The 23,294-nt window shown below is 39.7% G+C and carries 22 protein-coding genes; 9 read left to right on the top strand and 13 right to left on the bottom strand.

Features of this window, described 5'->3' with window-relative positions; all coding sequences use genetic code 11:
- Positions 1-240 precede the first annotated feature (240 nt).
- The gene (locus HY987_RS05735) at positions 241-2,772 is read right to left on the bottom strand and encodes a PAS domain S-box protein (protein ID WP_292756518.1); all 2,532 of its coding nucleotides are present in this window, start codon (positions 2,770-2,772) and stop codon (positions 241-243) included.
- 592 nt (positions 2,773-3,364) lie between these two features.
- Here HY987_RS05735 and rbr point away from each other — a divergent pair.
- The 4 genes from rbr (at position 3,365) to HY987_RS05715 (ending at position 6,134) form a co-directional block, all read left to right on the top strand.
- The gene (rbr, locus tag HY987_RS05730) at positions 3,365-3,949 is read left to right on the top strand and encodes a rubrerythrin (RefSeq protein ID WP_367146883.1); all 585 of its coding nucleotides are present in this window, start codon (positions 3,365-3,367) and stop codon (positions 3,947-3,949) included.
- Between the two features lie 345 nt (positions 3,950-4,294).
- Complete coding sequence (locus tag HY987_RS05725) at positions 4,295-4,678, top strand: desulfoferrodoxin (RefSeq protein WP_292756514.1); 384 nt, start codon at positions 4,295-4,297, stop codon at positions 4,676-4,678.
- A gap of 306 nt (positions 4,679-4,984) precedes the next feature.
- Positions 4,985-5,479: a hypothetical protein gene (locus tag HY987_RS05720; protein WP_292756512.1), complete on the top strand. Its 495-nt coding sequence runs from the start codon at positions 4,985-4,987 to the stop codon at positions 5,477-5,479.
- Between the two features lie 331 nt (positions 5,480-5,810).
- A complete protein-coding gene (locus HY987_RS05715; protein WP_292756510.1) occupies positions 5,811-6,134 on the top strand; it encodes a hypothetical protein in 324 nt (107 codons plus the stop codon).
- Between the two features lie 158 nt (positions 6,135-6,292).
- Here HY987_RS05715 and HY987_RS05710 read toward each other — a convergent pair whose 3' ends face one another.
- From HY987_RS05710 to HY987_RS05690, 5 genes are all read right to left on the bottom strand, one after another.
- Positions 6,293-7,024 carry a hypothetical protein gene (locus tag HY987_RS05710; protein WP_292756508.1) on the bottom strand — a complete coding sequence of 244 codons (732 nt, stop codon included), beginning with the start codon at positions 7,022-7,024 and terminating at the stop codon, positions 6,293-6,295.
- A gap of 141 nt (positions 7,025-7,165) precedes the next feature.
- Positions 7,166-7,831, bottom strand: coding sequence for a DUF2589 domain-containing protein (locus HY987_RS05705; RefSeq protein ID WP_292756506.1), 666 nt, complete (start codon positions 7,829-7,831; stop codon positions 7,166-7,168).
- A 275-nt stretch (positions 7,832-8,106) separates the two neighbouring features.
- Positions 8,107-8,316 (bottom strand): hypothetical protein, encoded by a 210-nt coding sequence (locus HY987_RS05700; RefSeq protein WP_292756504.1) that lies wholly within the window; start codon positions 8,314-8,316, stop codon positions 8,107-8,109.
- A gap of 79 nt (positions 8,317-8,395) precedes the next feature.
- Positions 8,396-8,854 carry a hypothetical protein gene (locus tag HY987_RS05695; protein WP_292756502.1) on the bottom strand — a complete coding sequence of 153 codons (459 nt, stop codon included), beginning with the start codon at positions 8,852-8,854 and terminating at the stop codon, positions 8,396-8,398.
- Between the two features lie 815 nt (positions 8,855-9,669).
- Entirely contained in the window at positions 9,670-9,990 is a 321-nt protein-coding gene (locus tag HY987_RS05690; RefSeq protein WP_292756500.1) for a hypothetical protein, read from the bottom strand.
- Positions 9,991-10,107: 117 nt separating this feature from the next.
- Here HY987_RS05690 and HY987_RS05685 point away from each other — a divergent pair, with 117 nt between their 5' ends.
- The 5 genes from HY987_RS05685 (at position 10,108) to HY987_RS05665 (ending at position 14,187) form a co-directional block, all read left to right on the top strand.
- On the top strand, positions 10,108-10,527 hold the full coding sequence (locus tag HY987_RS05685; RefSeq protein WP_292756498.1) for a hypothetical protein: 420 nt from the start codon (positions 10,108-10,110) through the stop codon (positions 10,525-10,527).
- Between the two features lies 1 nt (position 10,528).
- The gene (locus HY987_RS05680) at positions 10,529-10,663 is read left to right on the top strand and encodes a hypothetical protein (RefSeq protein ID WP_292756496.1); all 135 of its coding nucleotides are present in this window, start codon (positions 10,529-10,531) and stop codon (positions 10,661-10,663) included.
- A 131-nt stretch (positions 10,664-10,794) separates the two neighbouring features.
- Positions 10,795-10,962 carry a hypothetical protein gene (locus HY987_RS05675; RefSeq protein ID WP_292756494.1) on the top strand — a complete coding sequence of 56 codons (168 nt, stop codon included), beginning with the start codon at positions 10,795-10,797 and terminating at the stop codon, positions 10,960-10,962.
- Between the two features lie 73 nt (positions 10,963-11,035).
- The gene (locus HY987_RS05670) at positions 11,036-11,494 is read left to right on the top strand and encodes a PepSY domain-containing protein (protein WP_292756493.1); all 459 of its coding nucleotides are present in this window, start codon (positions 11,036-11,038) and stop codon (positions 11,492-11,494) included.
- A 509-nt stretch (positions 11,495-12,003) separates the two neighbouring features.
- Positions 12,004-14,187 (top strand): DHH family phosphoesterase, encoded by a 2,184-nt coding sequence (locus tag HY987_RS05665; RefSeq protein WP_292756492.1) that lies wholly within the window; start codon positions 12,004-12,006, stop codon positions 14,185-14,187.
- Between the two features lie 274 nt (positions 14,188-14,461).
- On the opposite strand, the gene HY987_RS05660 is transcribed toward HY987_RS05665, so the two are convergent.
- The 7 genes from HY987_RS05660 to HY987_RS05630 all read right to left on the bottom strand — a co-directional run bounded on the left by HY987_RS05660 (position 14,462) and on the right by HY987_RS05630 (position 23,088).
- Entirely contained in the window at positions 14,462-15,373 is a 912-nt protein-coding gene (locus tag HY987_RS05660) for a UbiA family prenyltransferase (RefSeq protein ID WP_292756490.1), read from the bottom strand.
- Positions 15,303-16,082 (bottom strand): winged helix-turn-helix domain-containing protein, encoded by a 780-nt coding sequence (locus HY987_RS05655; protein WP_292756591.1) that lies wholly within the window; start codon positions 16,080-16,082, stop codon positions 15,303-15,305. The genes HY987_RS05660 and HY987_RS05655 overlap by 71 nt, the downstream gene beginning before the upstream one ends.
- A 410-nt stretch (positions 16,083-16,492) precedes the next feature.
- Entirely contained in the window at positions 16,493-16,996 is a 504-nt protein-coding gene (locus HY987_RS05650; protein ID WP_292756488.1) for a hypothetical protein, read from the bottom strand.
- A 360-nt stretch (positions 16,997-17,356) separates the two neighbouring features.
- Positions 17,357-17,992: an endonuclease III gene (nth, locus tag HY987_RS05645; RefSeq protein ID WP_292756487.1), complete on the bottom strand. Its 636-nt coding sequence runs from the start codon at positions 17,990-17,992 to the stop codon at positions 17,357-17,359.
- Positions 17,993-18,269: 277 nt separating this feature from the next.
- Complete coding sequence (locus tag HY987_RS05640) at positions 18,270-18,737, bottom strand: GTP-binding protein (protein ID WP_292756485.1); 468 nt, start codon at positions 18,735-18,737, stop codon at positions 18,270-18,272.
- Positions 18,738-18,919: 182 nt separating this feature from the next.
- Positions 18,920-20,269 (bottom strand): 3-phosphoshikimate 1-carboxyvinyltransferase, encoded by a 1,350-nt coding sequence (aroA, locus tag HY987_RS05635; protein ID WP_292756483.1) that lies wholly within the window; start codon positions 20,267-20,269, stop codon positions 18,920-18,922.
- Positions 20,270-20,352: 83 nt separating this feature from the next.
- Positions 20,353-23,088, bottom strand: a complete 2,736-nt coding sequence (locus tag HY987_RS05630; RefSeq protein WP_292756481.1) for a valine--tRNA ligase — start codon at positions 23,086-23,088, stop codon at positions 20,353-20,355.
- Between the last annotated feature and the right edge of the window lie 206 nt (positions 23,089-23,294).

Here is a 23,294-nt window from a genome sequence, read left to right as displayed (position 1 = left end):
TGTGCCACAAAAAGATCTCTGTGGGCCAATTTAAGGGACTCATGAACAGGGTCAGGATCTTTACCCTGGTTCGTGAAGTGAATAATTTTTCTAACATGTATAAAAATTGTGTTCAATTGTATAAAAAATTTGTTCACAAATTGTTACTTGCAATTACAAAATAATATTATTCCACTTAATATTATTAAAATTTTGGGATTGTTAAATCTAAATCATCCAAAGAGTTATTATTGGCTTTTTTTAGAGCTCATCATCACCATTGGAAGGTTTGACCCGCTCTTTATAATTCTGCTCCTGGATGATTATATGGAAACCAGTTCCACCATCATCAACCATATCAATCTCACCATCCAGCTGATCTACCAGTGTGTTAACCAGTTTAAGTCCCAGACTGTTGGTGTTGTTAAAGTCCAGGTCACTGGGAAAACCAACACCATCATCCCATACTTTCAAATGATAAACACCAGATTCATCAGTTTCTTTTAAGGATATATGTATCTCACCATCATCCTGGTCACAGAAGGCATACTTCAAACTGTTGGAAACCAGTTCATTGATTATAAGTCCCAATGGAACTGCAGTGTCAATATTAAAGTACACATCCCCCACATCCAGGGTGAGCTTTATCCCGGGGTTCACGGTGTAACTGTGGAACAGGTTCATGGAAAGACTCCGAATGTACTCGGCCACGTTTATCCGGGCCAGATCATCAGTCTGGTACAGTTTCTCATGGACCAGGGCCATGCTCTTCACCCGTCCCTGGCTCTCCTGGAGGAGGTTATCTGCTTCTTCATCCTGGATGTAGCTGCGCTGTAAGTTCAACAGACTGCTTATGATCTGCATGTTGTTTTTAACCCTGTGATGTATTTCCCGTAGCAGGAGTTCCTTCTCATCTAAAGACTGTTTAACCTCATTTTCAGCATTCTTACGCTGGGTTATGTCCAGTAAAGATACCACACTATCGGTGGTTCCAGGAATTACCGAGGCAGAGAGCATGATCTGCCGTTCTTCCCCATTTTTATTCCGAAGACGGAACTCATATTCAGAGGGTGCACTTTTCCCCTCTTCCTCCGAGGCTACATTTTTCCCATCTTCCTCCAGGGTTACATTTTTCCCATCTTCCTCCAAGGTTACTTTTTTCCCCTGTTCCTCCGGGGTTAAATTTTTCTCCTCTTCCTCGGGGATTACTTTTTTCCCCTGTTCCTCCGGGGTTACATTTTTCCAAGGGTCCCGGCGCAGGTTATGGTATGCTTCCATTTTCTCCCGGTCATCCGGATGCACAAAGTCCATCCAGCTTAACTTGTTCTCAATTTCATCCACCAGGTAACCACTCAACGATTCACAACGCTTATTGGCCATGGTGATAATGGTATCATCCCTAACAATAATGGTGGCAGTACCTGTATTCTCAAATATGGTCCTGTAAAATGTTTCAGACTTCATTAGAGCTTTTTCAGCATTTCTACGTGGAGTCTGGTCAATCACGGTGCAGATAGCACCGTTGAACTTACCATCATTCAACTGGGGTATGATCCAGCCACTCTGGTATGATTTTATTCCAGTGGGACTGGTGACACTGATGGAATCATAATAAACCGGTTGCAGGGTTTCCTTAGCCCGACGGTAGTACTCCTTTAACTGACCAGTTGAGGAATCAGGCAGATCATCCAGAATATGCAAACCCTCCATATTCTGAGTTTTAACCCCGCTTATCTCCTTCATACCTCTGTTCATGAAGTAAAGCCGGTCATCACGGTCAGCTACCCATATCCCCTCATTAATACCCTCCACCAGGGTTTCGTAGAACTTTTTCAGATTGAGACGCTTGAGGTTGGACTCCTGCCTCTGCCGGTCCATCCGGTTAAGGATCTTGGCATTCCAGATAATAACCGTGGTTAAAAAGGCCAGGGTGATGATGATACCGAAAACATCACCAAACTGCTTACTGTATATGTTGAACCGCTGCCCAATGGTTATTAAAACATCCAGGATGAACACTGCCACCAGGGCTGCTGGGAGAAGTCTCCGGGCCATGTAACCTCCACTGGTCTGGGCAGTGATACGTCCCATATAACTCCGGTCGGGGTATAGGCAGAGAATGCCTACCGAGAGACTGATATGCATCAATGCCGAGAGAAAAGCCATCTGCACCATTAGATCCAGTATGTAATTAGTGCTGGCACCGTAAATATAGGCGGATAAACCCATCAAGGATATAAAACCACATAAAAAGGCTATAAACTGTATATAACGGACTTTATATTTATAACTGGCCATTAAAAGAGCAACACCCAGTAAAACAAAATTAAAAGTACCAGTCAATCGGCTCTTACCTAAAATATTAACATTTCCAGGGATCATGCTTGAAAATAGCTGGTTCATACCCAGGTTTATACCAGTTATATATTCGAGTAAGGTTAGTGTACCCAAAATAGTAACCAGAATCGCCAGGATTCTGGAAATCGTGAGTACTTTCACGCCTAAGTTTTGATTTAAAAGATAAAGACAGGCACCAGCCAGGATGAAGGTTAATCCACTGTTAATTTTGGTTCCAGGGAAGCCCAGGAACTCTCCCCGAAGTAGGGGTATGTTTAAAAACCATCCCAGAACAACAGTAACTCCTAAAACCATTACTAATAAAGCACAAGCCTTGGAATACATTTTAAAATTAGATAAACGGGCTAAATACATGGAAAGTTGCTTTTCATCATCTTCCAGGGGCACCTGGCCTGATTTTAAGGACTCAAAATCGTCTCTTGACTGTTTTTCCATGGGAAAAATATCCTCCAACTATCCAGTGAATTTTCGATAATATCCCAATCTAATACTATCATTTTGCCTGAATCATCATCATTGAACAAAATACTATGTAAGTACCGTGTTCCCCTTAGCTCCACCCCTAACCCGATTAGAATCATCTGGATATGGAGGTCCTTTAACAGCATGTTACATTATTTGTTATGTTATCCCTGGATAATAAATATTAATGGGATTAATAGGGTTAAAATTAGGGACAGATTTATATATTTCACCTAAGGTCTGGAGAACCATCTAAAGTTTAGGGATTTATTTCAGGGGTTAGGTAATCATTTTAGGGTTTAGGTAATCATTTTTAGGTTTGGGGATTCATTTTAAGGTTTAAGGAATAATTTTAAGGTTTAAGTAATCATTTAAATCTTTGGGGAACTATTTAACTGTTCAGACTGGTCATAATGTTTTATAAAATGATAATTTGCATCTCGAATTTATTCATACTCTGTTTTAGTCACTTTCCGGGTTCTGGTGGATTTTTTTTAATATAAATGCCTGGCTTAATGATAAAAATTTATAAACTTTGATGTTCAATATTAATATGGTGTTGATAATGGAAAAAACCTTAGAAAACCTTACAAAGGCATTTATTGGTGAAAGTCAGGCTAGAAACCGTTACAGTTTCTATGCGAAACAGGCTACAAAGGATGGTTACCCTCAAATTTCCGAGATATTCCTGGAAACTGCTGAGAACGAACGACAGCATGCTAAATGGTTGTTCAAGATGATCCAGGAGATTAAGAAAAATCCGAATCTGGTTGATGATGAGATACACGTGGAAGCAGAAGCCCCATTAACATTGGGTAACACCGTGGAAAACATCAAAGCCGCCATAGCAGGGGAACACTACGAAAACAGTGAAATGTACCCAGAATTTGCTAAAGTAGCTAAACAGGAAGGCTTAGATGCTGTGGCCCGGAGATTACTGGCCATTGGAAAGGCAGAAGTTCACCATGAGGAAAGGTACACCCAACTCCTGGAACAAGTGGAAGCCGGCACCCTCTTCAAGAAAGATGAAGCTGTCTCATGGACCTGTCTCAAATGTGGTTACTCTGTCACTGGAAAAGAGCCACCAGAAAAGTGCCCTGCATGTGACCACCCCACCAAGTACTTCTTCATCCGCTGCGAACAGTACTAATAATAATCTAAACCAAATTCCCCTACCCGGGAATTTATCCCTACCTTTTTTTTGGGAAAACAATTAAAAAACCTTGCTTAAATGGAGATTACCTAAATTAAATGGGGATAACCTTAATCATTTAAGCTGTGGTACAGTAAAAGTCATTTGAATTATTCAAAATTATTTAAAATGTGGATTATTTGGGGTCATTATTTTGAATGCAGATTGATTCAAAACCCATTATTTAAAATAGGAATATTTAGGGGAATATTTAAGCCAATAGTTTAGTTTTTTTGAATTTTTTTATCTGTATTTGAAAATCGGTATTAAAATCTATTAAACAAAAAAAAATTGAGGGTGTAAATGACTGAAAAAGGACAGATATATCGATGTGATATTTGTGGGAATATAATTAATGTTCTCTGTGTGGGTCCGGGCAAACTGGTTTGTTGTGAAGTAGCCATGGAACTTTTGAAGGAGAAACAGGATGATGATGGTTCCATTAAACACAGACCAGTGATTGAGAAAACTGCAGAGGGAGTTAAGGTTAAGGTGGGAGAAGTACCCCATCCCATGGAAGAAAATCACCACATAGAATGGGTGGAGCTTGCCACAGATAACCATGTGTTCATCCAGTTTTTAAAGCCTGGTGATGAGCCCGAGGCAGAATTCCCGGTAGAACCAGACCAGGAAAGTGAACTCAAGGCCAGGACCTACTGCAACATCCACGGACTATGGAAATCATAATTATACATCATATTTTTCCATTTTTTTTACTGGATTCATATAGTGCCCAATCAAACCAATAAATTCAAACTATTTCCGGACTATTTAATATCAAACCTATTTCAGGGACTATTCAAATTTGTTTCAGACTTTTCAATTATCAAAACTATTAATAGGAATTCAGTACTATTCAAACTATATCCAATTACTAATTACTCTTGATATTCAAACTTTTAATAGGCAAATATTTCAAGTAATTCTATACATATTAGATTTATATTTAAATTTCATGGTGTGAAAGTAAGTTTAAAAGTATGCAGGTGTGTTATGCGTAAGACAATCATTATCTTCGTCCTGGTAATCCTGACTGTTTATTTATCAGGATGTTTAGGCACCCAGGTGACTCAGATAGACCAGTTAACTGATACCATTAATGATCACATTAAATCCGGAGATAGCTACTTTAACCAGGCAGCAACCAGCACCAACAAGTATCAGTACACAGCTGCACAGTCACAGGCAGATAACGCATCCACTGAGTTCAACCTGGCGAGAACCACCTCCCAGGAGGCATTGATATATGCCAAGAACCTCCAGGACCAGGTTTACATCACCTACTTGCAGATCACCCTCCAGGAACTGGATGCCAAGATCAACGCCACCAACGAACTGAAGGTAGCAATACCTCTCTTCACCCGGAATGACACCAAAACCGGCAACACCCATGTGGATCTGGCCAACAATTACATGGACACATCCCTGGAATACCAGAAACAGAGGGATGAAATAGTACAACAGAACCCCACCAAATTCAAATCATAAAATCAAAAAATAAAATCAAATCATAAAAATCAATAATTTGGAATCATTTATTCAAAATAAATAGCCCCATATTATTCAAGAAAACCACATTACATCCAAATAAATCAAATCACATTCAAGAAAACCAAGTTACATCCAAATAAATCAGATTACATTCAAGAAAATCGAGTTATATCCATAAAATCTATTTTTTGAGGTTAATACGTATGAAGAAGACATGTTCACAGTGGAATAGCACGAAATAACTTATCTTTTGCTCTCTTTTGCCATTACTTTTTTTAAATACATTTTACCAAGATAATCTACATGGACCCGGGCGCAGACCGAGACCTTGAAGGTTGATAAAATCACTACCATAGAAATAAACCTCGTAGCAGATGATAAAGAACTTCAGAAAATGGCCCTTCAGAAGAGAATCCTTGAAGGTAAAATAATGGATCGTATTGATGAGATCCTCAGTGGAGATCGTAGCATACCATACCAGGTATCTGAGAAAGGTGTCCGGGTAGACCTGGAAAAATATGACCTGGCCACTCTACAAAAATGCTGTAATAAAAAAGGATTTGATTTCGAACAGGACCTTTTCAACATGATTGGATACATCAGACCAACCAATCAGCAAGGCCATGACAGCCGAGGGGGGCAATACCAGTAATAAAACCAGTCCTGAAATCAGCTTACCTGGAAGATGATCCTCATGTTGAAGGTGAGGATAAAATTCTACCTGAAGAGCAGCTGGAGAAATTCATGGAAAAAAGTTGAATTTGTTCTATTAGAAGTTACTCTAATAATTTTCAACCAATTGTCTTCAATTTAGTATGGAATTAATTTTTCTTTTTCTTTTGTTTTTATCCAGCTACGATCAGATTCTTTTAATTTTAATTTAATAGTGGTAATTTTATCTGGGCTGATATCTTCTAATTCTGATGAAGTTACGAGTACTTCAATATCATATGTATCATCTATCGGATTGTGAATTAAGTTATTAATGATTTTTTCAATTTGAGTTTTCACGCGATTTTCTAATTGATATAAATCTTTATCAAAAAATTTTTGGAGATTTTTGGTATCAAGGTCGGATATTGAAGACATGATTGTGCTTAGGATATGATTCATTATAGTTGAAGTTGCTAGGTTGACATGTAACTCTGGTTTGATTTCAGTTTCATTTGTAAATAAATTCGATAATTCTTCTAGAATTTTAGTTTCCTCTTTTTGCCAAACTTTTTGGAAGTTCGAATTTATTTGTATTAGTTGTTCAAATGTTTTTTCGATATTTAAAGTATGTATCATTGTTTTCAGTTGTTTCATTAGCTGCGATTGAGATTCTGCTGTTAAACATGTTGATGAAATAGGTACTGAATCAATTGCTATTTTAAGGTCAACCTCAACTGAATCTAGAACCATTCGAGGTACTGGAAATCCTGCTAATATGCTGTCATTTTTGTAAAGCTTAGCAATTTCTAATACTCCTAGGTCTCCCTGTACTCTCCCTTTTTCTATTTGGGTTATTAAACTACCCATTAAATGGCTCAAATTCGTCATATATTATTCCTTATTACCTTATTCGAGTCAAATTATTTATACGAAATCCCCATATTTTTATGGATATCTGTAAATAATCTGAAGTCTACCATTTGAAACCTGAAACCGTTACTTACAGATTGAATTGGCATTATTAGCCGATTAATCTATATTGGCAATTGTATCCCCTTTAGGCCCTATTAATTCACCTTTTACTTCTTTTTTAGAAGATTCTATCGTAGGTTTTGTTGCGGGGGTTTCTTTGATTTGATTTTCTAAAATACTAAGGACTTTACTCATACCAGCTGGGATTTCATCTTGAACAGCTTTTACTTTAACTTCCAATGAATAATCCCGAGAAACATTACTTCCAGATTCGTCTTTGTGCTGGTAAGCCGTGGAAACTTTTAAACTGGCACTAGCCCATGAACAACCAACTTTAGCATCCACCTCGGCATCTACTTTAACATCATTATCAACTTCATGATGTTCAACTGAATTTATTTTAGCTAAAAAATTGATGTCAGTTTCTTCTACACGAATATACGGAACTGGAAGTATAGTTAGTAATGGAACTTTTAAATCGGTTTCTTTCCCATCTTTTTCATATTTAAAAGTCACAGTAGTAGGTTCACCCGTAAACTGTTCTTGAGGTGTACCTGACTTTGAATCTGTTTTAGGTTTAAACCCTACTTGCTTTACGAAGTTCACTGTTGCAAGTGATGCTTGAGTTTGAGCATTCACCACAGCAATTAATGGACCACCAATCATTTTAGAAAAATCTATCGAAGACAACTCTTCACCAGCACTAGGTACCGTATCAGTCATTTTTTCAACCCCCTTAAAAAATATTTTATTTAAAATTTAATCAGATAGTTTTTAGTTAGTACTACCATCAAATAATTAAATACATTTGATTATTATTAAAATAATACTACTAATAATGATTTAGTAAAATTTATTAATAAATAAATAAAAAACTTCTAATATTTATTATAGCAATTGGTTCACAAATCAAACCTGACATAATGTGACTAAGATGTTGATTCAGAAAACCTGCAACCACTACCAAAAAACCAATAAATTTTTAAGAAAAAAAGGAATTATGCGGTTTTATCTACTGCTGTTTGGTCTATTGCTTTGTTTGTTAAGTAACCTGCGTGGCTGATGGCCAGAATAGCTATTATACTATCATCTAATACTGGAAAACTGTCAATTTGACTAGGATCGTTGTTGGCAATCAGGACATAAAGCATCACACCATAGGACACTGATATAATTATGGTGAAAAAGAACATTTGGACTTTAGCCATAATGATACTTTCGAAGGTTGCTGTTTCATCCCCTTTAAAAATATTAGCAAATTCAGCACTTTCAATGTTGGTGGTCTCCTTAGGTAGTTATATAGACTTTAACTTTTCCTTGAATATTTTCGGCCCCAATAATCAGTCCTCTGATTTTTGATTGTTTCAACTCTTTTCGATTATTAAAAGGTACATAAATCTTGTCAACATAATTTACCATATATTTAGTTAAATTTTCATCCTCTGGTGCCACCGAGTAAGCATTAACAAATAAAATACTTCTTTTGTTTAAATCATCTTCAGTTGCATAGGCTGTGGGGGAAGTATCTTCTGATTCAATAATAATAGATTTCGTTCCTTCAGGTATTGTTACATTGTATAATGATATCGTTCTTTGAGTAGATGTATTCACACTCGGATCTTTAGGAATTGTGAATTCTACTAACAATTTTTCATTAGGATTTGGCAAAGAAATACATCCAGAAATAATCACCAAAAAACAAAAAAGGAGTATTGTAACCAACACATTGGAACTTTTATTAAACATGCTTTCCACCCTCTCACTTACTAATATTAGTTCCAATTATATATTCCATTTAGGATCTTCAATAATAAATTGATAATGCTTTTTTTCCATTATTATCTGAAGGAGATTATACAACAATTTTAAAATTTTCCTTTGGATTAGTTTATTATCCATTAAATCTCCTCAATTATTTGATTTCTGCCTGTGTTAGACCATACAATTCATAAACCAAAGCATCTATTTGTTTATCTGTCGCGTCTATCTGTCTCTGGATTAATTCCTTGTCTTGAGGTGTTCTGATGGTTTCAATCTCTTTATTGAGTTGAAAATTTGTTCTACTAATGATACTATCTGGCCATAGATTAAAAGGTCATTTTTATCATCAAAATTGATTTTATGGATAGGGATTGATTCAAATTCTCTTATATAATTAGTGGGGGATGTCAAAGTCCTCCCATACCACCAACTCAAAGTTTTAGAATTTATTAGTCCTAATAAATATTTATTTAAGTAATTTGATGTTGAATGAGCCCAAATTTATCCACTAATTCAATTATTTCTTCTGGTGCTTCTGTCAATTCATCCCCTCTTCCCATAAATTGAAGGTAAGAATAGGCAGACGGGGTTTATTGTGGGGGCAATTTTCTTGTTATATCTTTGCCAGGTTTTTATGTGGGGGACGACCAAATCCGATACATAAATGTGGAGGATATGTTTAGAAAAAAACAGTTTCAAACTCCCCCTGCTCCATTCTTCCCAATATTGTTAAATTTTTCGTATATTTAAATACCTTCCAAATATGTCATGTTATTTGGTCTCTTTTTTCCTGAAGATATTCACCAACTTTTTAGAAAAGCGTACATAAATCCGATTATAGCAATTGTGCTTAATAAAAGCGATATTAATAGGTTGTTAAATTGATTAACGTATGGATAAACTATTATCCACATTAATATTAATGATGATAATCCTAAAATTAGTAATAGTTTATTGTTGCGATATTTTTTATAATCTAAAATTCCACCGAGACTACCGAATGCAAATAAAAATATTATTGGAATTAACTCGGGGGAGGGTTCAGATAAATAAAGATAAATAATAATGCCTAAAATTAATAAAAACGATAGTAAAGTTAAGCCTGGCATTTTTTCTTCCATGTGAATTCCTCATATCTTATATTGAATATTAACTATTTCTTATATTTAAATACCTTCCTCCACTATAATAATTAGGGATGACCAAACCTTTAATGCCTTAAGGAGGGATGCATGTAGATGATGGCCATAGATCAAGTTAAAAGGGAATCAAGAAGTGTAAACTTCCTACTCTGGAAGTATAAAACCAAACAACCGGGTGAGATTAATCCTGAAAATGTGGATCTGAAAAAAGAATGGAGAGAAAACCAGAAAATCAGGACTGCAATAACCCAGATGGATGATCTTAAGATCACAGGGGATCTCCAGCAGCAGGTTTTATGGATCCTTACAGAAGGCCCTAGGACAAAGGATCTATGTGCCCTTAAATTAGCTGTTAGTTATGCTGATAAAGACCAGAAGCATTTAGGTGGAATTTATCAAGCAGGTAACTGGATTTACGTAGGATTAAAAAACCAGAACACAACCGGTGCATCTATAATAAAAATAAAAAAGTACACCCCCGATCAATTGCTGCAATGGGGGGAGAGCAATCATTAAAATGGATACAAAAAAACATGGACCCAAATGCAAGGTTCATATCACTGAAGGAAAATTCAAGTATCTTTATCCATTATCGAAAAAGATGCGTAAAAAAATACTCCCACTGGAAAAACCTTATCCTAAGCGGTTGTAGTTTTAATAGAGGCCAAAACACATCACAAACCAGTGATGAGAAGCTGGTTCAAATCCAGTCAACCGCACTTCTTTAATTTAGAATATTAATAGAGAATATTTCAGGACAAAAGCACAAGTAGGGGAATAAAAGTGTTTGAAGTATATCATCATGAATACACTGAAGGTAAATGTGACGAATGTGGAAAAGAAGGCAAAATCCAAATAACCGATGGCATTAGAAGATGCCAGGGATGCTGTGTGGATTGGCTCATAAAAAGGCTACTAAATAGTTTGGTTTATTATAAAGATGATATTTAAATTAAGTTTTTATATTACTTTGATAAATTTTAATAAGAGTTAATACTGTATTGAAATAGAGTGGGTGAAAATATTGGAGAAAAAATATATTTTAATTATAGCTATTTTAATAATGATAGGGGCAATTGTCTCAGTTTATGGTTACACACAACTAGGAAATAACACTAGCACTCAAAATAATACTTCTTTACAGCAAAACGCGTCTAATGCTTCAAATTCAACAAATAATTCTGTAAATACCACAAGTACGCCAACAGTTACATCAAGTTCAAATAGTAATAAGGCATCTGATTCTTCAAATACTCCTAGTGAATCCAAGTCTAATAGTGAATCACAGGGTATATCTGCACAACAAGCAAAAAGTATAGTACAAAAAACTTTGGTTGATAGTAGTACGTTAGGAGATCCTGTTCTCATAACAATCAATGGACGACCAGTTTGGAATGTGCCTCTTTTTGCTCCGAATGGTAAAAAAGTTGGTAACACAGAAGTAGATGCTCAAACTGGAGAAATCCTCGGAGGGAACTGTTAAACCTTTTATTTATTTATCTTTGGCAAATTATGGATATTATAAGTATATAAATATGTAATATTTACTATTTATGTGAGAAGCATTGTTCATCAGATAAATTTTCTAATTTTGCTATTTATAACATTATTAAAAATGAATTAAAAACTATGTCAAAAATCGCAATATGGATCTACAATTGACCAATGTTAATTAAGTTAATGCATATCTGACGATTTTGTGGGAGCATTCTGTAATCATGAATTCCCTAGAAAAAAAGTAAGATCCTCATGACACCAGCTGTAACTAAAAAAGCGGGGGCGCTTGTATGTGCAGCATCCAAAGTATTGGTGATGAGAATCCTAAATACAAGATTTATTATTATTATTATTATTATTATTATTATTATTATTATTATTATTATTTAAATGTTTAATAAGAATTAAGTTTAACAACCCTAATAACCAAACCTTCAATACTGCTTAATTATTCAGTAAAAATTATCAAAATCAAAATATTGTAAAGGTAAGAAAATGGTTATTTGTTCACAGTGTAAAGGGAAAGGACGCAAGGTAGTTAGCTACAAAGTATGCGAAACCTGTCATGGTACCGGAGTTTCCGGTGAAGTAGATATAAAAGGCCACCTGAAAGGCCTGTCCGGAGGGGCAAGAGAACGCTTCCAACTGGACGAGGAACAGGAAGTACCCTGCAGTGTATGCAGTGGTAAAGGAGAAGTGGAAGTCACCGAGGAATGCCCGGAATGTTCGGGGAAGGGAGAAATTAACCTGTGCACCAAGTGCGGTAAACCTATAGAAAAGGGAGACTACTGCGATGACTGCAAGGACAGCCAGGATAAGCCACGAGTCTACATCTTACACCCTGCCTCGGAAATGAGTGACCTGGAAGTGGGAGAACACTACAAGGGAAAAATCACCAGGGTAGAAGACTATGGTGTATTTGTAAGTCTATCCAAAAAACTATACGGACTCCTCCGCCTCAGAAACCCACCATACAGTGTGGGTGATGAGTTATTCGTCCAGATCACCGAGATCAAACCACGCCGGGGAGAAGTGGACCTGGCACCTGCCGCTATCAAGGGAACCTACGAACTGGTGAAGGTTAAAAAAGAAATGCCCCGCACCAGAATCGAAGATCTCACCCCTAAAATTAAGGGAAGAAACGTGAGCCTGGTGGGAGAAGTGGTGCAGATACAGCAGACTAGCGGCCCCACCATCTTCACCATCTCCGATGAAACCGGAATCACCTGGGCAGCAGCCTTTGACGAACCAGGAGTAAGGGTCTACCCTAACATCAACATCGATAACATGGTAGAAGTCCTGGGAGAAGTCTCCCTCCATGGAGGTAAGATCCAGATAGAATCCGAAAGCATTGAACGCCTCCACGGCACAGAAGCCACCGAAGCAAGACAACGCATAGATGAAGCCCTGGACAAACGTGCCGAACCAGAAAACACTGATTTAATCCAGGAAGCACCTATAATTCAGAAATTAAGACCAAGATTAGCTGCTGCGGCTAAAGCCATACGAAGAGCAGTTATGGACGGACGCAGCATCCTGGTACGCCACCATGCAGATGCCGATGGGATCTGTGCCGGTGTGGCAGTGGAAAAAGCAGTCATACCCTTACTCCAGGAGATCAACCCATCCAACGATGCGGAATGGCACTACTTCCGCAGGTCCCCCAGTAAAGCACCCTTCTATGAAATAGAAGATGTGGTGAAGGACCTGAGCTTTGCCCTGGAAGACCTGGAACGCCACGGACAGAAACTACCATTACTGGTCCTCCTGGATAACGGTTCCACCGAGGAAGATATCCTGGCCCTTTTAAAGGTTAAAATCTACGACATAGAAGTGGTGGTGGTGGACCACCACTACCCTGGAGTAGTCACCGATGGCAGAGTGGCAGTGGATGACTATGTGGATGTGCACGTGAACCCCTACCTGGAGGGGGGTGACAGTCAGGTCACTGCCGGTGCCCTGGCAGTGGAACTGGCCCAGATGATCAACCCCGAAGTAAAAGACAGACTCTTACACCTGCCTGGTATTGCAGCAGTGGGTGACCATGCAAGGTCACCAGAAGCACAGTGGTACATTGATCTTGCAAAAGAGAAAGGATATGATTTGGAAGACCTGGAAAAGATCGCCACTGCCATAGACTTTGAAGCATTTTTCCTGCGCTTCATGAACGGCCGTGGAATAATGGACACCATACTGGGACTGGGTAACAGGGAAAAACACACCAAACTGGTGGACGCCCTTTACACCGAGTCACAAAGACGTGTGGAATGGCAGCTGGCAGCAGCCCTGCCTAACCTGAAAACCCAGACCTTCCCCAATGGGATCATCTTCAGTGTCCTGGATGTGGAGAAATTCGCCCATAAATTCACCTTCCCAGCTCCGGGTAAAACCTGTGGCTTTGTCCATGACAGTATGGTCCAGAAATTCGGGGAGGAAACACCAATCATCACCCTGGCCTACGGACCAGACTTTGGTGTTATCAGGGCCACCGATGCAGTTAACGAGATATTCGGATTCAACCTTAACACCATAATCCAGGAGCTTTTGGTGGAAATTCCTGAAGCAGGTATTGATGGTGGTGGCCATGAATGCGCGGGTAGTCTGAAATTCGTGGAAGGACTATCCAAAAAGGTGCTGCAGAGCTTTGCAGCAAAGGTTGCAGGGTTAAAAGCAGCTTAACTCCTCCAGGACAGTTTAACTCCTGCAGGATTTTTGGGATTCTTTTTTATTCCCTCCCTCTATTTTATTTTACCAATACTTCTTTTTGCAAATCCAATAGTTCTTTTTGCAATTCTAAATTCTTTTTGCAAATCCGATCATCTTTTGCAATTATAATACTTCTTTTTTCATATTCCAATTATTCTTTTTTTGAATATTCCCTTATTTCGCATACTTTTTTGATATTCATCCCTTCTTTGACATTCACCCTTATTTTACCTACATAATCTATCTATTACATTCTCATCCGCAGTAAACTGATGAATACGATGAGTATCCATTCACCATCCACCATGATATCCATTTTAAAACGGTTTTTGTTACGTGAGAAATACAGTATATAAACGTAGCCATAGATTATGCAGAATATCAATGGAATGAGGAACATCTTAAACAATCCGTAGACCAGACAGACATGAATCAGGATTAGCAGGGTAGAATTGAGAATCAGAAGGAGTTTGATGGTGCTGGATGCACCGATAACCACCGGTATAGTCCTGGTTCCAGTTTTCTCATCCCCCTCCACATCCATCAGATCAAAGAGCACCGTGTTAATGAAACTTTTAATGAAGAATAAATAAAATATCAGCAGCATAATCATCAGATTAACATTATAATCAACTATGGGGAGGAAGGTGCTGCCCACAGTCCAGCTCAGTGCAACTATCAGGCTCTTCACCGCAAATATATCCTTTAACCTGGGAATTCTGGGATTGATCTGTATACTGTACACTACCCCGGCTAGTAATGGGAAAAGGAGAACTAAAAGTACCTGCCATCCATATAAAAGTCCGATTATCACTGCCAGGATGTAGGCTGAAACTGCAGTGTATTTGAATAGCTTTTCATGCTTGGAGATGAGATCTGATCTTTCCGGTGCATTTAACTGGTCTTCTTCAGTATCGGTTATCTTGTTTAAACCGTAAACCGAGTAGATCACCAGAAAAGTAGCCAGTATCAATGGATAAGAAATGGGAGTTCCGTATAAAGAAAAGGAAAAAAAGGTTTTTAAACAGCCGGTGAGGGCTATGAACACGGAACTTGATGTTAATATAACCAAAAAACGTATAATGAATTTAAAGTTCGAGTTTCTGAGCCTGGTCTCTATAATATTCAAATAGCTGGTTACCCCAAACAACTGCCCCATGATCATCACTTACAAGATCCTTGGTACTATCATAATTTCCATTTTCATGGAATAAGCCCAATGATAAATATCTATTAGTAACAGTGAACGCAATTTTCACATCAGGAATAACCCATAATTTAACTTTATCTCGGGACATAAAATCCTGAAGATACTCTAAGTTCTGACCATCAATACCACCCATAGTCTGGTTTACTATATTCTGGGTCAGTATGAGTTCCACCTCTATCTCATGTTCAACCACTAATTTTTTGTAAAGATCAATGTAATTGAAACGGAAAATTGGTGAAACACCTTTAATATATTTTGATCCGGATATTATCTTCTGATAGGTTTCATGAGGTTTGAAAATCTCCCCGGACTCTGCTTCAATCAGTACAGAGTTGTGCAAATCCCCAATCCTCTTTATCATGGTGGGGGGTATGCTGCTTAAATCATGGTCCATCCACAGTTTCTTAAATTTACTAACCACAGAGTTGTTTTTAATATTTTCAATGAGGTTGAGGGTTATGATTCTTCCAAGGGGTGATAGGTGATATTTTTCCCCGTCCTTGGTGGTTATCTTCCTTTTTTCAAGGTCACTGAGGTTATGGGATATGGTTGAACTGCTAATCCCGGTCTCTTTTTTCAGTTCGCTCATAGTTTGCAGACCTTCACTGAGACAGAGTAAAATTGTTACTCTAACTGAAGAACTGGAAGTGTATCTCATGAGGTCTTTTGTTTCCAAATAGGTATCAAGATAATTAACACTAATATTATGCGCCCCCATAAATTTTTATTATCGATATTAACAAGATGTGTTTTAATTTACAGTTTACTACTTATATAATATTAATATTCAAGACTAATTTTATGAGTAAGCACTTAATAACTATTATGCTGCGTGATACTGGTTTGGATAGCAAAAATTAGTATTAGGAGTGTACCTACAGAATGAAATTTTTTAGATATAAATTCTTTTAGATGTGGGTTCTTTTTTTGATGTGGGTTTCTTTGGATGTGGGTTCTTTTTTGATTTCTAAAATAATGGTTATTAAAATCTACTGAGATTTATTCAAAAAAAGAGAAAATGATTCAAAAAAAGAGAAAGAGAGGTTTTTTAGGTATGCCTACCTGTTTTTAGGTGTATCCATCTCCTCCACAGGAAGGGCAGGTTATTTTTCCATCTCCTCCGCATTTGGTGCAGGAGGTTTTACTGCCACCGTTTCCTCCACAGGCAGAACAGGTCTCTTCATGGCAGGCCAGAACAGCAACTAGCTGCACCACGTTGGGATGGGTAGCTCCATTACCATCAACATATACTTTACCATCTCCACCACAGCTGGCACATGATCCTTTTTGAAGACCAGTTCCACTGCAACTGCTGCACTTGATGACTCCACTACCTCCACACTTGGTACAGGTAACTTTCTGGGCTTGCACAGTCTTTTTAGCTGTGCTTTCTTCCTGAGTCTGCTCCTGTGAATTTGAAGAATCGTTTCCAGCAGGGGCAGTTACAGCTGGAGTAGGGTTACTCTGAGCTGCTGATGTATCCGTTCCTTGGGGCAATAAAAAACTACATGCTGTGGCACCACCAATGGCCACAATCAAAACTAAAAGTCCCACTAAATATTTGGTTTTCATAGATTCACTTCCTTAATATCAATATTCATACAACATACAACTATTTTTATTATGTAATAAATTATGTACTTACTTATCCTATGAACTAAGTAAATAATATTTTGTTTATACCAACGATTAAACTCCTAGCTGATGAAAATAGTAATATAATAGAACAATAGTCCTTAAAACGGGAAATTTTCCCATTAAACCCAAATATAATAATATTTTTTAGTTGTTTAGTATAATCAACCTTTAAAATCAATTAAAAAAATAAGTTTAGATAGGGGTTATATTTTATTTTAAGATTTTATAATAAATTTAAAATAGTCATTTAGCATTAAAATCCTGTTTTAAGTGCTGTGATCCTTCCTTCACTTGCTATTTTTCTTCAAGGTTCTGGTAATAATCACAAAGTTCCTGGAGGGGGCATTCCTCATGTCGGGGAGACTGGGGGCGGCAGATGGTCTGTCCGAACTGCACCATCAAATCATTGAGTTCAATCCAGTACTCCCTGGGAACCAACTTTTCCAGTTCCAATTCAGTTTCTTCAGGGTGTTTGGTGTCAACCAGGCCCAGTCTGTTGCTTATACGGTGCACGTGCACATCCACCGGGATAGCTGGTATTTGGAAACCGTAAACCAGTACGCAGTTGGCTGTCTTGCGTCCCACACCTGGTAATTCCAGGAGGCCCTTCATATCATCCGGTACCTGGCCTTTGAATTCATCCAGTAGTTTACGGGAAACTTCTACAATACGTTTGGCCTTCACATGGTAAAAACCAGCCGGACGGATAAGGGGCTCCAGAAGAGCAGGATCTGCCTCAGCAATCTCAGTCATGGTATGATATTCTGAGAAAAGTTGTGCCGAAGCCCGGTCAGTGTTATCATCCCGTGTTCTCTGGGAGAGTATGGTTCTAATCAGAACCCGGTAGGGGTCACCATCCTCAAATACACGTAGATCGTACTGCTGCTGCAGACGTTCCATAATCAGATCCACCCGTTGGCTCATATCCATATTTAATCTCCTGCCAATCTTTTTAGATTAGTATCCCCTGTTAAAATCTTTTAGATTAGTATTTCCGGTTAATCTTTTTAGATTAGTATCCCCTGTTAATCTTTTAGATTGGTGTCTCCTGTTAAAATCTTTTAGATAAGTATTTTCGGTTAATCTTTATTAGTTGTCAACATTTTTTTTAAATTCAACATTTTTTTAATTTTAATGAAGATCCTCAGATAAAAAGATTTATCATAAAAATAACAATTAAATAAAAATGTAAGGTGTATAAACACGATTATTGGTGTGATTTAACAATTTCCAGAAGGATTTCCACTCCTTCCATTATTCCCTCTCCTTCCTGGGCAATGGTGCCAATTACAGGGGCATCCGAATCTATATCCAGATCAGAGGAGTTTAAGTCCTGTTTATTGGCGAAAATCACATAGGGGATCTGGAATTCATCCAGACGTCCCAGGATCTCCTGGTCTGTGGGTGTGATCCCGTTACTGTTATCCACCACCAGTATGGCTCCATCCAGACCCTCAGAGAGGATCCTGCGCATGAAGCGGAAGCGGTCCTGACCAGGGGTTCCGAAAAAGTGCACTTTCTCGCCACTGATCATGGTGTTACCATAATCCAGTGCGGTGGTGGTTCCATTATATTCAACTTTGGCCCTGTTGTGACAGATCTGTTCTAAGGTCGTGGTTTTTCCCGAGTTATAGGCGCCCATAACCACGATTTTGGTTTCCTTGTTGTGTTTCATTTTAACCCCTTGTAAATATTCCAGTGCTACACCAATATTCAAATCTTTTACATAGATCAGTGCATAGTACCTATCCCGTACAACTATCACTTGATTATGTTATTTGATAAGTATCTTTTAATAAACTATTCCCTTATCCACTGGTTATTTCTAATTTTAAAATATGAAAAAAAGTAACTGGTCTAAATGATTTTGATGGGGCATCCCAAACCTTCCATTACCTGGGGGAAGTTAGGGAAAGATACCCGGTGTGCAGCCGCACCTTTAATCCACACACCTCCAGTAAGGAGTCCCACCAGGGTGAGGGCCATAACCAGGCGATGGTCATCGTGACTTTCCACCACACCACCATGTGCTCCTCCCTGGATGATGAGCCCATCCTGCTCCTCGGTTACATTTACTCCCAGTTTACTTAATTCAAGGGCCATGGTATGCACCCGGTCGGTTTCCTTGAACCGGGCGTGTTCGACCCCTTTTATGTGGGATGTTCCCCGGGCCACCGCTGCCAGGGCAGCCACCGTGGGCAGGAGGTCTGGTGAGTTCTCAAGGTTCACATCTATGGCATGAAGATCACTGGTGAGGTTCTGGGATTTGGTAGATCTGTTGTTGGATTCATTATTTTTGGATTCATTATTTTCTTTATTGGATGCTATGGTTCCTTTCACTGTAACCTGGTCTTCCTTTACACTGATGTTAGCACCCATCTCTCTGAGGATATCCAGTATTATCTTATCACCCTGCTTTGACTCTGAGAAAAGATTCTGGACAGTTACTTCCCCGTCTAAAATAGCAGCAGCACTTAAAAGATATGATGCAGAGGAGTAGTCTCCTTCGATGGTGTAATCCCTGGCCTGGTAGGTTTGTTTATCAAGATGGAATTGGTTTCCGGGTCCCTGCTGGCAGTGCACTCCGAATTTTTCTGCGATATCCAGGGTCATCTCCACGTAGGGTCTGCTCTTGAAATCTCCCACCACCCTTAGATCCACTGGATTCTGGGCATAGGGAGCTGAAAGCAGGATGGATGAGATGTACTGTGAACTGACATCACCCTTAATCTCAGTTTCACCCCCGTGAAATCCATTTTTTATAACCATGGGTGGGAGGCCGTTGTTTCGGGTGGAGTAGGCCTTTACTCCCAGTTTATGGAGGGCGTTTAATAAGTCCTGCATGGGTCTTCCCCGCAGGGAATCATCACCAGTGAGTACAGTGCACTCGGGGGCCAGGCTGGCCATGGTGGTGAGAAAACGTAGGGTGGTGCCACTGTTTTTAAGGTCTAAAACATCTCCTGGTGTTTTAATATCCCCGGCTGTGCCCTGAACTGTGCACAGATCATCCTGAATTTCAATATCACATCCAAGTGACTGGCAGGCCTCTAAGGTTGCCATGGTATCGGCTGAGTAGAGGGGATCCCTTAAGTAAGACTCACCATCAGCCAGACAAGCCACTAAGAGAGCACGATGGGTGTAACTTTTAGATGGAGGGGCTTTCACCACTCCTTTTATTTTGCTGGCCTTTTCTACCTTTAATTCCACCTTTATCACCAATTCCCTTATATTTCGGTTCTTCTTATCTGGTGTTATATCACTAGTTCTGGGGTTATATCACTAGTTTTGGGTTAGATCACCAGTTCGGTAACCAGATCCAGTTCTTCCATGAGAATTAACTCCACCTTCTCCCCGGTGCGACCCACTAACTCTTTGGTGGTAGTGATATGATCACTGGTGATCCGGGATCCTTCAATATCAAGGTAACCCCCCTCTTCAAGGGTACTGGTTATTTCCTGGGGGTCACTGGACTGCAGGTACTTGACTATTACCGGGGCCTGTCCCTTGAACTCCGGACCGATTTTATCCATACGGGGAGTGACTTCCACCACTATCTCCCGCACATCAGGTTTCCCTTCGGTTATCATCAACTTTTCAATACGCATGGTGCCCTTAATATCTTCCTGGAGGGTTACCAGCTGATTGTAAATTTCAGGTGAACTGGAATAAATGGTGGCCGCTTTGAGGGGTGTGTTCAGGGGCATCTTCCTGCTGGCTTTAAAGCGCCTTAACTGGCTAATCACTTCCACTCCTATGCTGCCTATTTCATCAGCTACTGGATCCAGAAGATCTTCTGCTACTTCTGGCCAGGTTTCCTGATGGATACTCCTGAATCCTTGAGTTCCATATTTTAAATCATTTTCTTTCAAATCATTTTCTTCACTACCATATCCTTCCAGGTAGTAATGGATCTCCTCGGTGAAGTGGGGTGTGAAGGGGGCCAGAAGTTTTAAAGAGGTTTTAATAACCGTGTTCAGGGTGTAAAGTGCGGCCTGTTTTGATTCTCCCTCATCCTCAGTGTACAGTCGGTATTTAACTGCTTCAATGTAATCATCACAGAAATCATGCCAAACGTAGGCCTGGATACGGTTACGGGCATGGGCGAAGTTGTACTCCTCCATGGCCTGGGTAACCTCTCCCACCAGCTGGTTCAAACCAGACAGTATCCACTGGTCCAGTGGTTTCAGGGTGGATTTAATATTGTCTGCACTTTTCGCATTGTCTGCACTTTCTTCCTGGTAACCTGCGAGGTGCATGTTCACGAAGCGGAAGGCATTCCAGAACTTCCTCAGGAATTTGTAACCGTGCTGAACATCCTTCCAGGCGAAGGGCACATCGGATCCAGGTACGCTGTTGGCGGCCCAGAGACGCAGGGCATCGGCACCGTACTCTGCCACCACTTCCTCAGGGGCGATGACGTTTCCCCTGGATTTACTCATCTTATGACCATCCTCACCAAAGACCATTCCATTCACCACCACGTTCTTAAAAGGCGCGTCTCCAGTGATGGCAAGGCTACGAAGGATGGTGTAAAAGGCCCAGGTACGTATGATGTCGTGTCCCTGCTGGCGGATGCTGGATGGGAAAAGGTCCCGGTACTCCGGTGATGGCCAGCCAGCAATCACCAGTGGTGTGATGGAACTGTCCATCCAGGTGTCTAAGACGTCAATTTCCCCTGCAAAATCAGTGCCTCCGCACTTGCAGGGTTGTGATGGTTGTGTCTGGGTGGGGTCAATGGGTAGCTCATCCTCAGAAGGTAACAATACCTCCCCACAACTGTTGCAGTACCATACTGGTATGGGTGTGGCGAATATCCTCTGCCTGCTTATGCACCAGTCCCAGTCCATGTTACCGGTCCAGTTTAAAAGACGGGTTTTCATGTGTTCTGGTATCCAGTTCATGTTCTCGGCAGCTTCCTCGACATGAGCATTTAATTCTTTAACTGCCACGAACCACTGTTTTTTTACCAGGATTTCAATGGGTGTTTTGCATCTCCAGCACTGGCCCACATTCTGGTTAACTTTCTCTTTACGGGTGAGGAATCCTTCCTTATCCAGATCTTCCACTATGGCTTCTTTACATTCTGCCAGTGAGAGCCCAGCGTATTTACCACAGACATCCTGCATTATTCCCTGTTCATCTATGGCTTCAATGATGTCCAGTTTGTAACGGTTAACCCACATCACGTCGGTCTTATCCCCGAAGGTACAGATCATAACTGCTCCGGTACCAAATTCAGGATCCACTTCATGGTCAGTGATGATCTCCACTTCCCGATCAAACAGGGGTACCTGTACTTTCTTACTGGTGAGGTGCTGGTAGCGTTCATCTTCCGGATGTACTACTACTGCTACACATGCGGCCAGTAATTCTGGCCGGGTGGTGGCAATGGGCACACCAGGTTCATCCGTGCTAGATGGAAATTCAAGGTAGTTGAGGAAGGTTTCATTTTCCTGGTACTCAACTTCAGCGAAAGCAATGGCTGTCTCACAACGGGGGCACCAGTTCACCGGGTGCACCGCCCGGTAGATAAGACCATCATGGTACATCTGGAGGAAACTACGCTGGGTCTTTTCCTTGTACTCCGGGGTCATGGTCACGTATTCCCGGTTCCAGTCCTGGGAGTAGCCCATGCGTTGCATCTGGGTTTTCATACCCTGGATGTTTTCACCGGTGAGTTCAATGCACATCCTCCGGAACTCCTCCCGGGGCACATCGTTCTTTTTAATCCCCTGGGTTTCCTCCACCTTAACCTCGGTGGGAAGACCGTGACAGTCCCATCCCTGGGGGAACAACACCGAATATCCCTGCATACGCTTCCAACGTGCTAATAAATCCATGTATAACCAGTTTAGAACGTGTCCAATATGGATGGATCCAGTGGGGTATGGTGGTGGTGTGTCTATTATGTAACGAGGACGCTCTTCATCCGGGTTGAACTGGTAAAGTTTCATTCTCTGCCAGGTTGCTTGCCAGTCTATTTCATTTTCGTGATTGTAGTCCTTGGGAACCTCAACTTCCTTCATCTTAGGTCTCCTATAATGGTAAATCAGTAGTAAACTCTAAAATCAGCCAATATTAATAGCTAATACAAATTAATATATATGCTTTTGAGTTAAGTTATTTCTATAGTTTATTAACCAATGGATATAATTTAATTTATAGCTATATTATAGCTACATGTTATAAAATTACGTTGATATAAAAAAAATAATAAATCTAAAACTCTGTT

This window comes from Methanobacterium sp. (genome assembly GCF_016217785.1).
GTDB lineage: Archaea > Methanobacteriota > Methanobacteria > Methanobacteriales > Methanobacteriaceae > Methanobacterium.
The sequence above is the reverse complement of the archived record's forward strand: the minus strand, read 5'-3'. Positions and strand labels throughout refer to the sequence as shown.

Coding starts and splice junctions, on each gene's coding strand:
- HY987_RS05665 (WP_292756492.1), top strand. CDS start 12,004: ATGGTTATTTGTTCACAGTGTAAAGGGAAAGGACGCAAGGTAGTTAGC.
- HY987_RS05700 (WP_292756504.1), bottom strand. CDS start 8,316: ATGGCTAAAGTCCAAATGTTCTTTTTCACCATAATTATATCAGTGTCC.
- HY987_RS05710 (WP_292756508.1), bottom strand. CDS start 7,024: ATGACGAATTTGAGCCATTTAATGGGTAGTTTAATAACCCAAATAGAA.
- HY987_RS05735 (WP_292756518.1), bottom strand. CDS start 2,772: ATGGAAAAACAGTCAAGAGACGATTTTGAGTCCTTAAAATCAGGCCAG.
- HY987_RS05695 (WP_292756502.1), bottom strand. CDS start 8,854: ATGTTTAATAAAAGTTCCAATGTGTTGGTTACAATACTCCTTTTTTGT.
- HY987_RS05640 (WP_292756485.1), bottom strand. CDS start 18,737: ATGAAACACAACAAGGAAACCAAAATCGTGGTTATGGGCGCCTATAAC.
- HY987_RS05630 (WP_292756481.1), bottom strand. CDS start 23,088: ATGAAGGAAGTTGAGGTTCCCAAGGACTACAATCACGAAAATGAAATA.
- rbr (WP_367146883.1), top strand. CDS start 3,365: ATGGAAAAAACCTTAGAAAACCTTACAAAGGCATTTATTGGTGAAAGT.
- HY987_RS05690 (WP_292756500.1), bottom strand. CDS start 9,990: ATGGAAGAAAAAATGCCAGGCTTAACTTTACTATCGTTTTTATTAATT.
- HY987_RS05680 (WP_292756496.1), top strand. CDS start 10,529: ATGGATACAAAAAAACATGGACCCAAATGCAAGGTTCATATCACTGAA.
- HY987_RS05650 (WP_292756488.1), bottom strand. CDS start 16,996: ATGAAAACCAAATATTTAGTGGGACTTTTAGTTTTGATTGTGGCCATT.
- HY987_RS05720 (WP_292756512.1), top strand. CDS start 4,985: ATGCGTAAGACAATCATTATCTTCGTCCTGGTAATCCTGACTGTTTAT.
- HY987_RS05655 (WP_292756591.1), bottom strand. CDS start 16,082: ATGAGATACACTTCCAGTTCTTCAGTTAGAGTAACAATTTTACTCTGT.
- HY987_RS05705 (WP_292756506.1), bottom strand. CDS start 7,831: ATGACTGATACGGTACCTAGTGCTGGTGAAGAGTTGTCTTCGATAGAT.
- HY987_RS05685 (WP_292756498.1), top strand. CDS start 10,108: ATGATGGCCATAGATCAAGTTAAAAGGGAATCAAGAAGTGTAAACTTC.
- HY987_RS05725 (WP_292756514.1), top strand. CDS start 4,295: ATGACTGAAAAAGGACAGATATATCGATGTGATATTTGTGGGAATATA.
- nth (WP_292756487.1), bottom strand. CDS start 17,992: ATGGATATGAGCCAACGGGTGGATCTGATTATGGAACGTCTGCAGCAG.
- HY987_RS05660 (WP_292756490.1), bottom strand. CDS start 15,373: ATGGGGCAGTTGTTTGGGGTAACCAGCTATTTGAATATTATAGAGACC.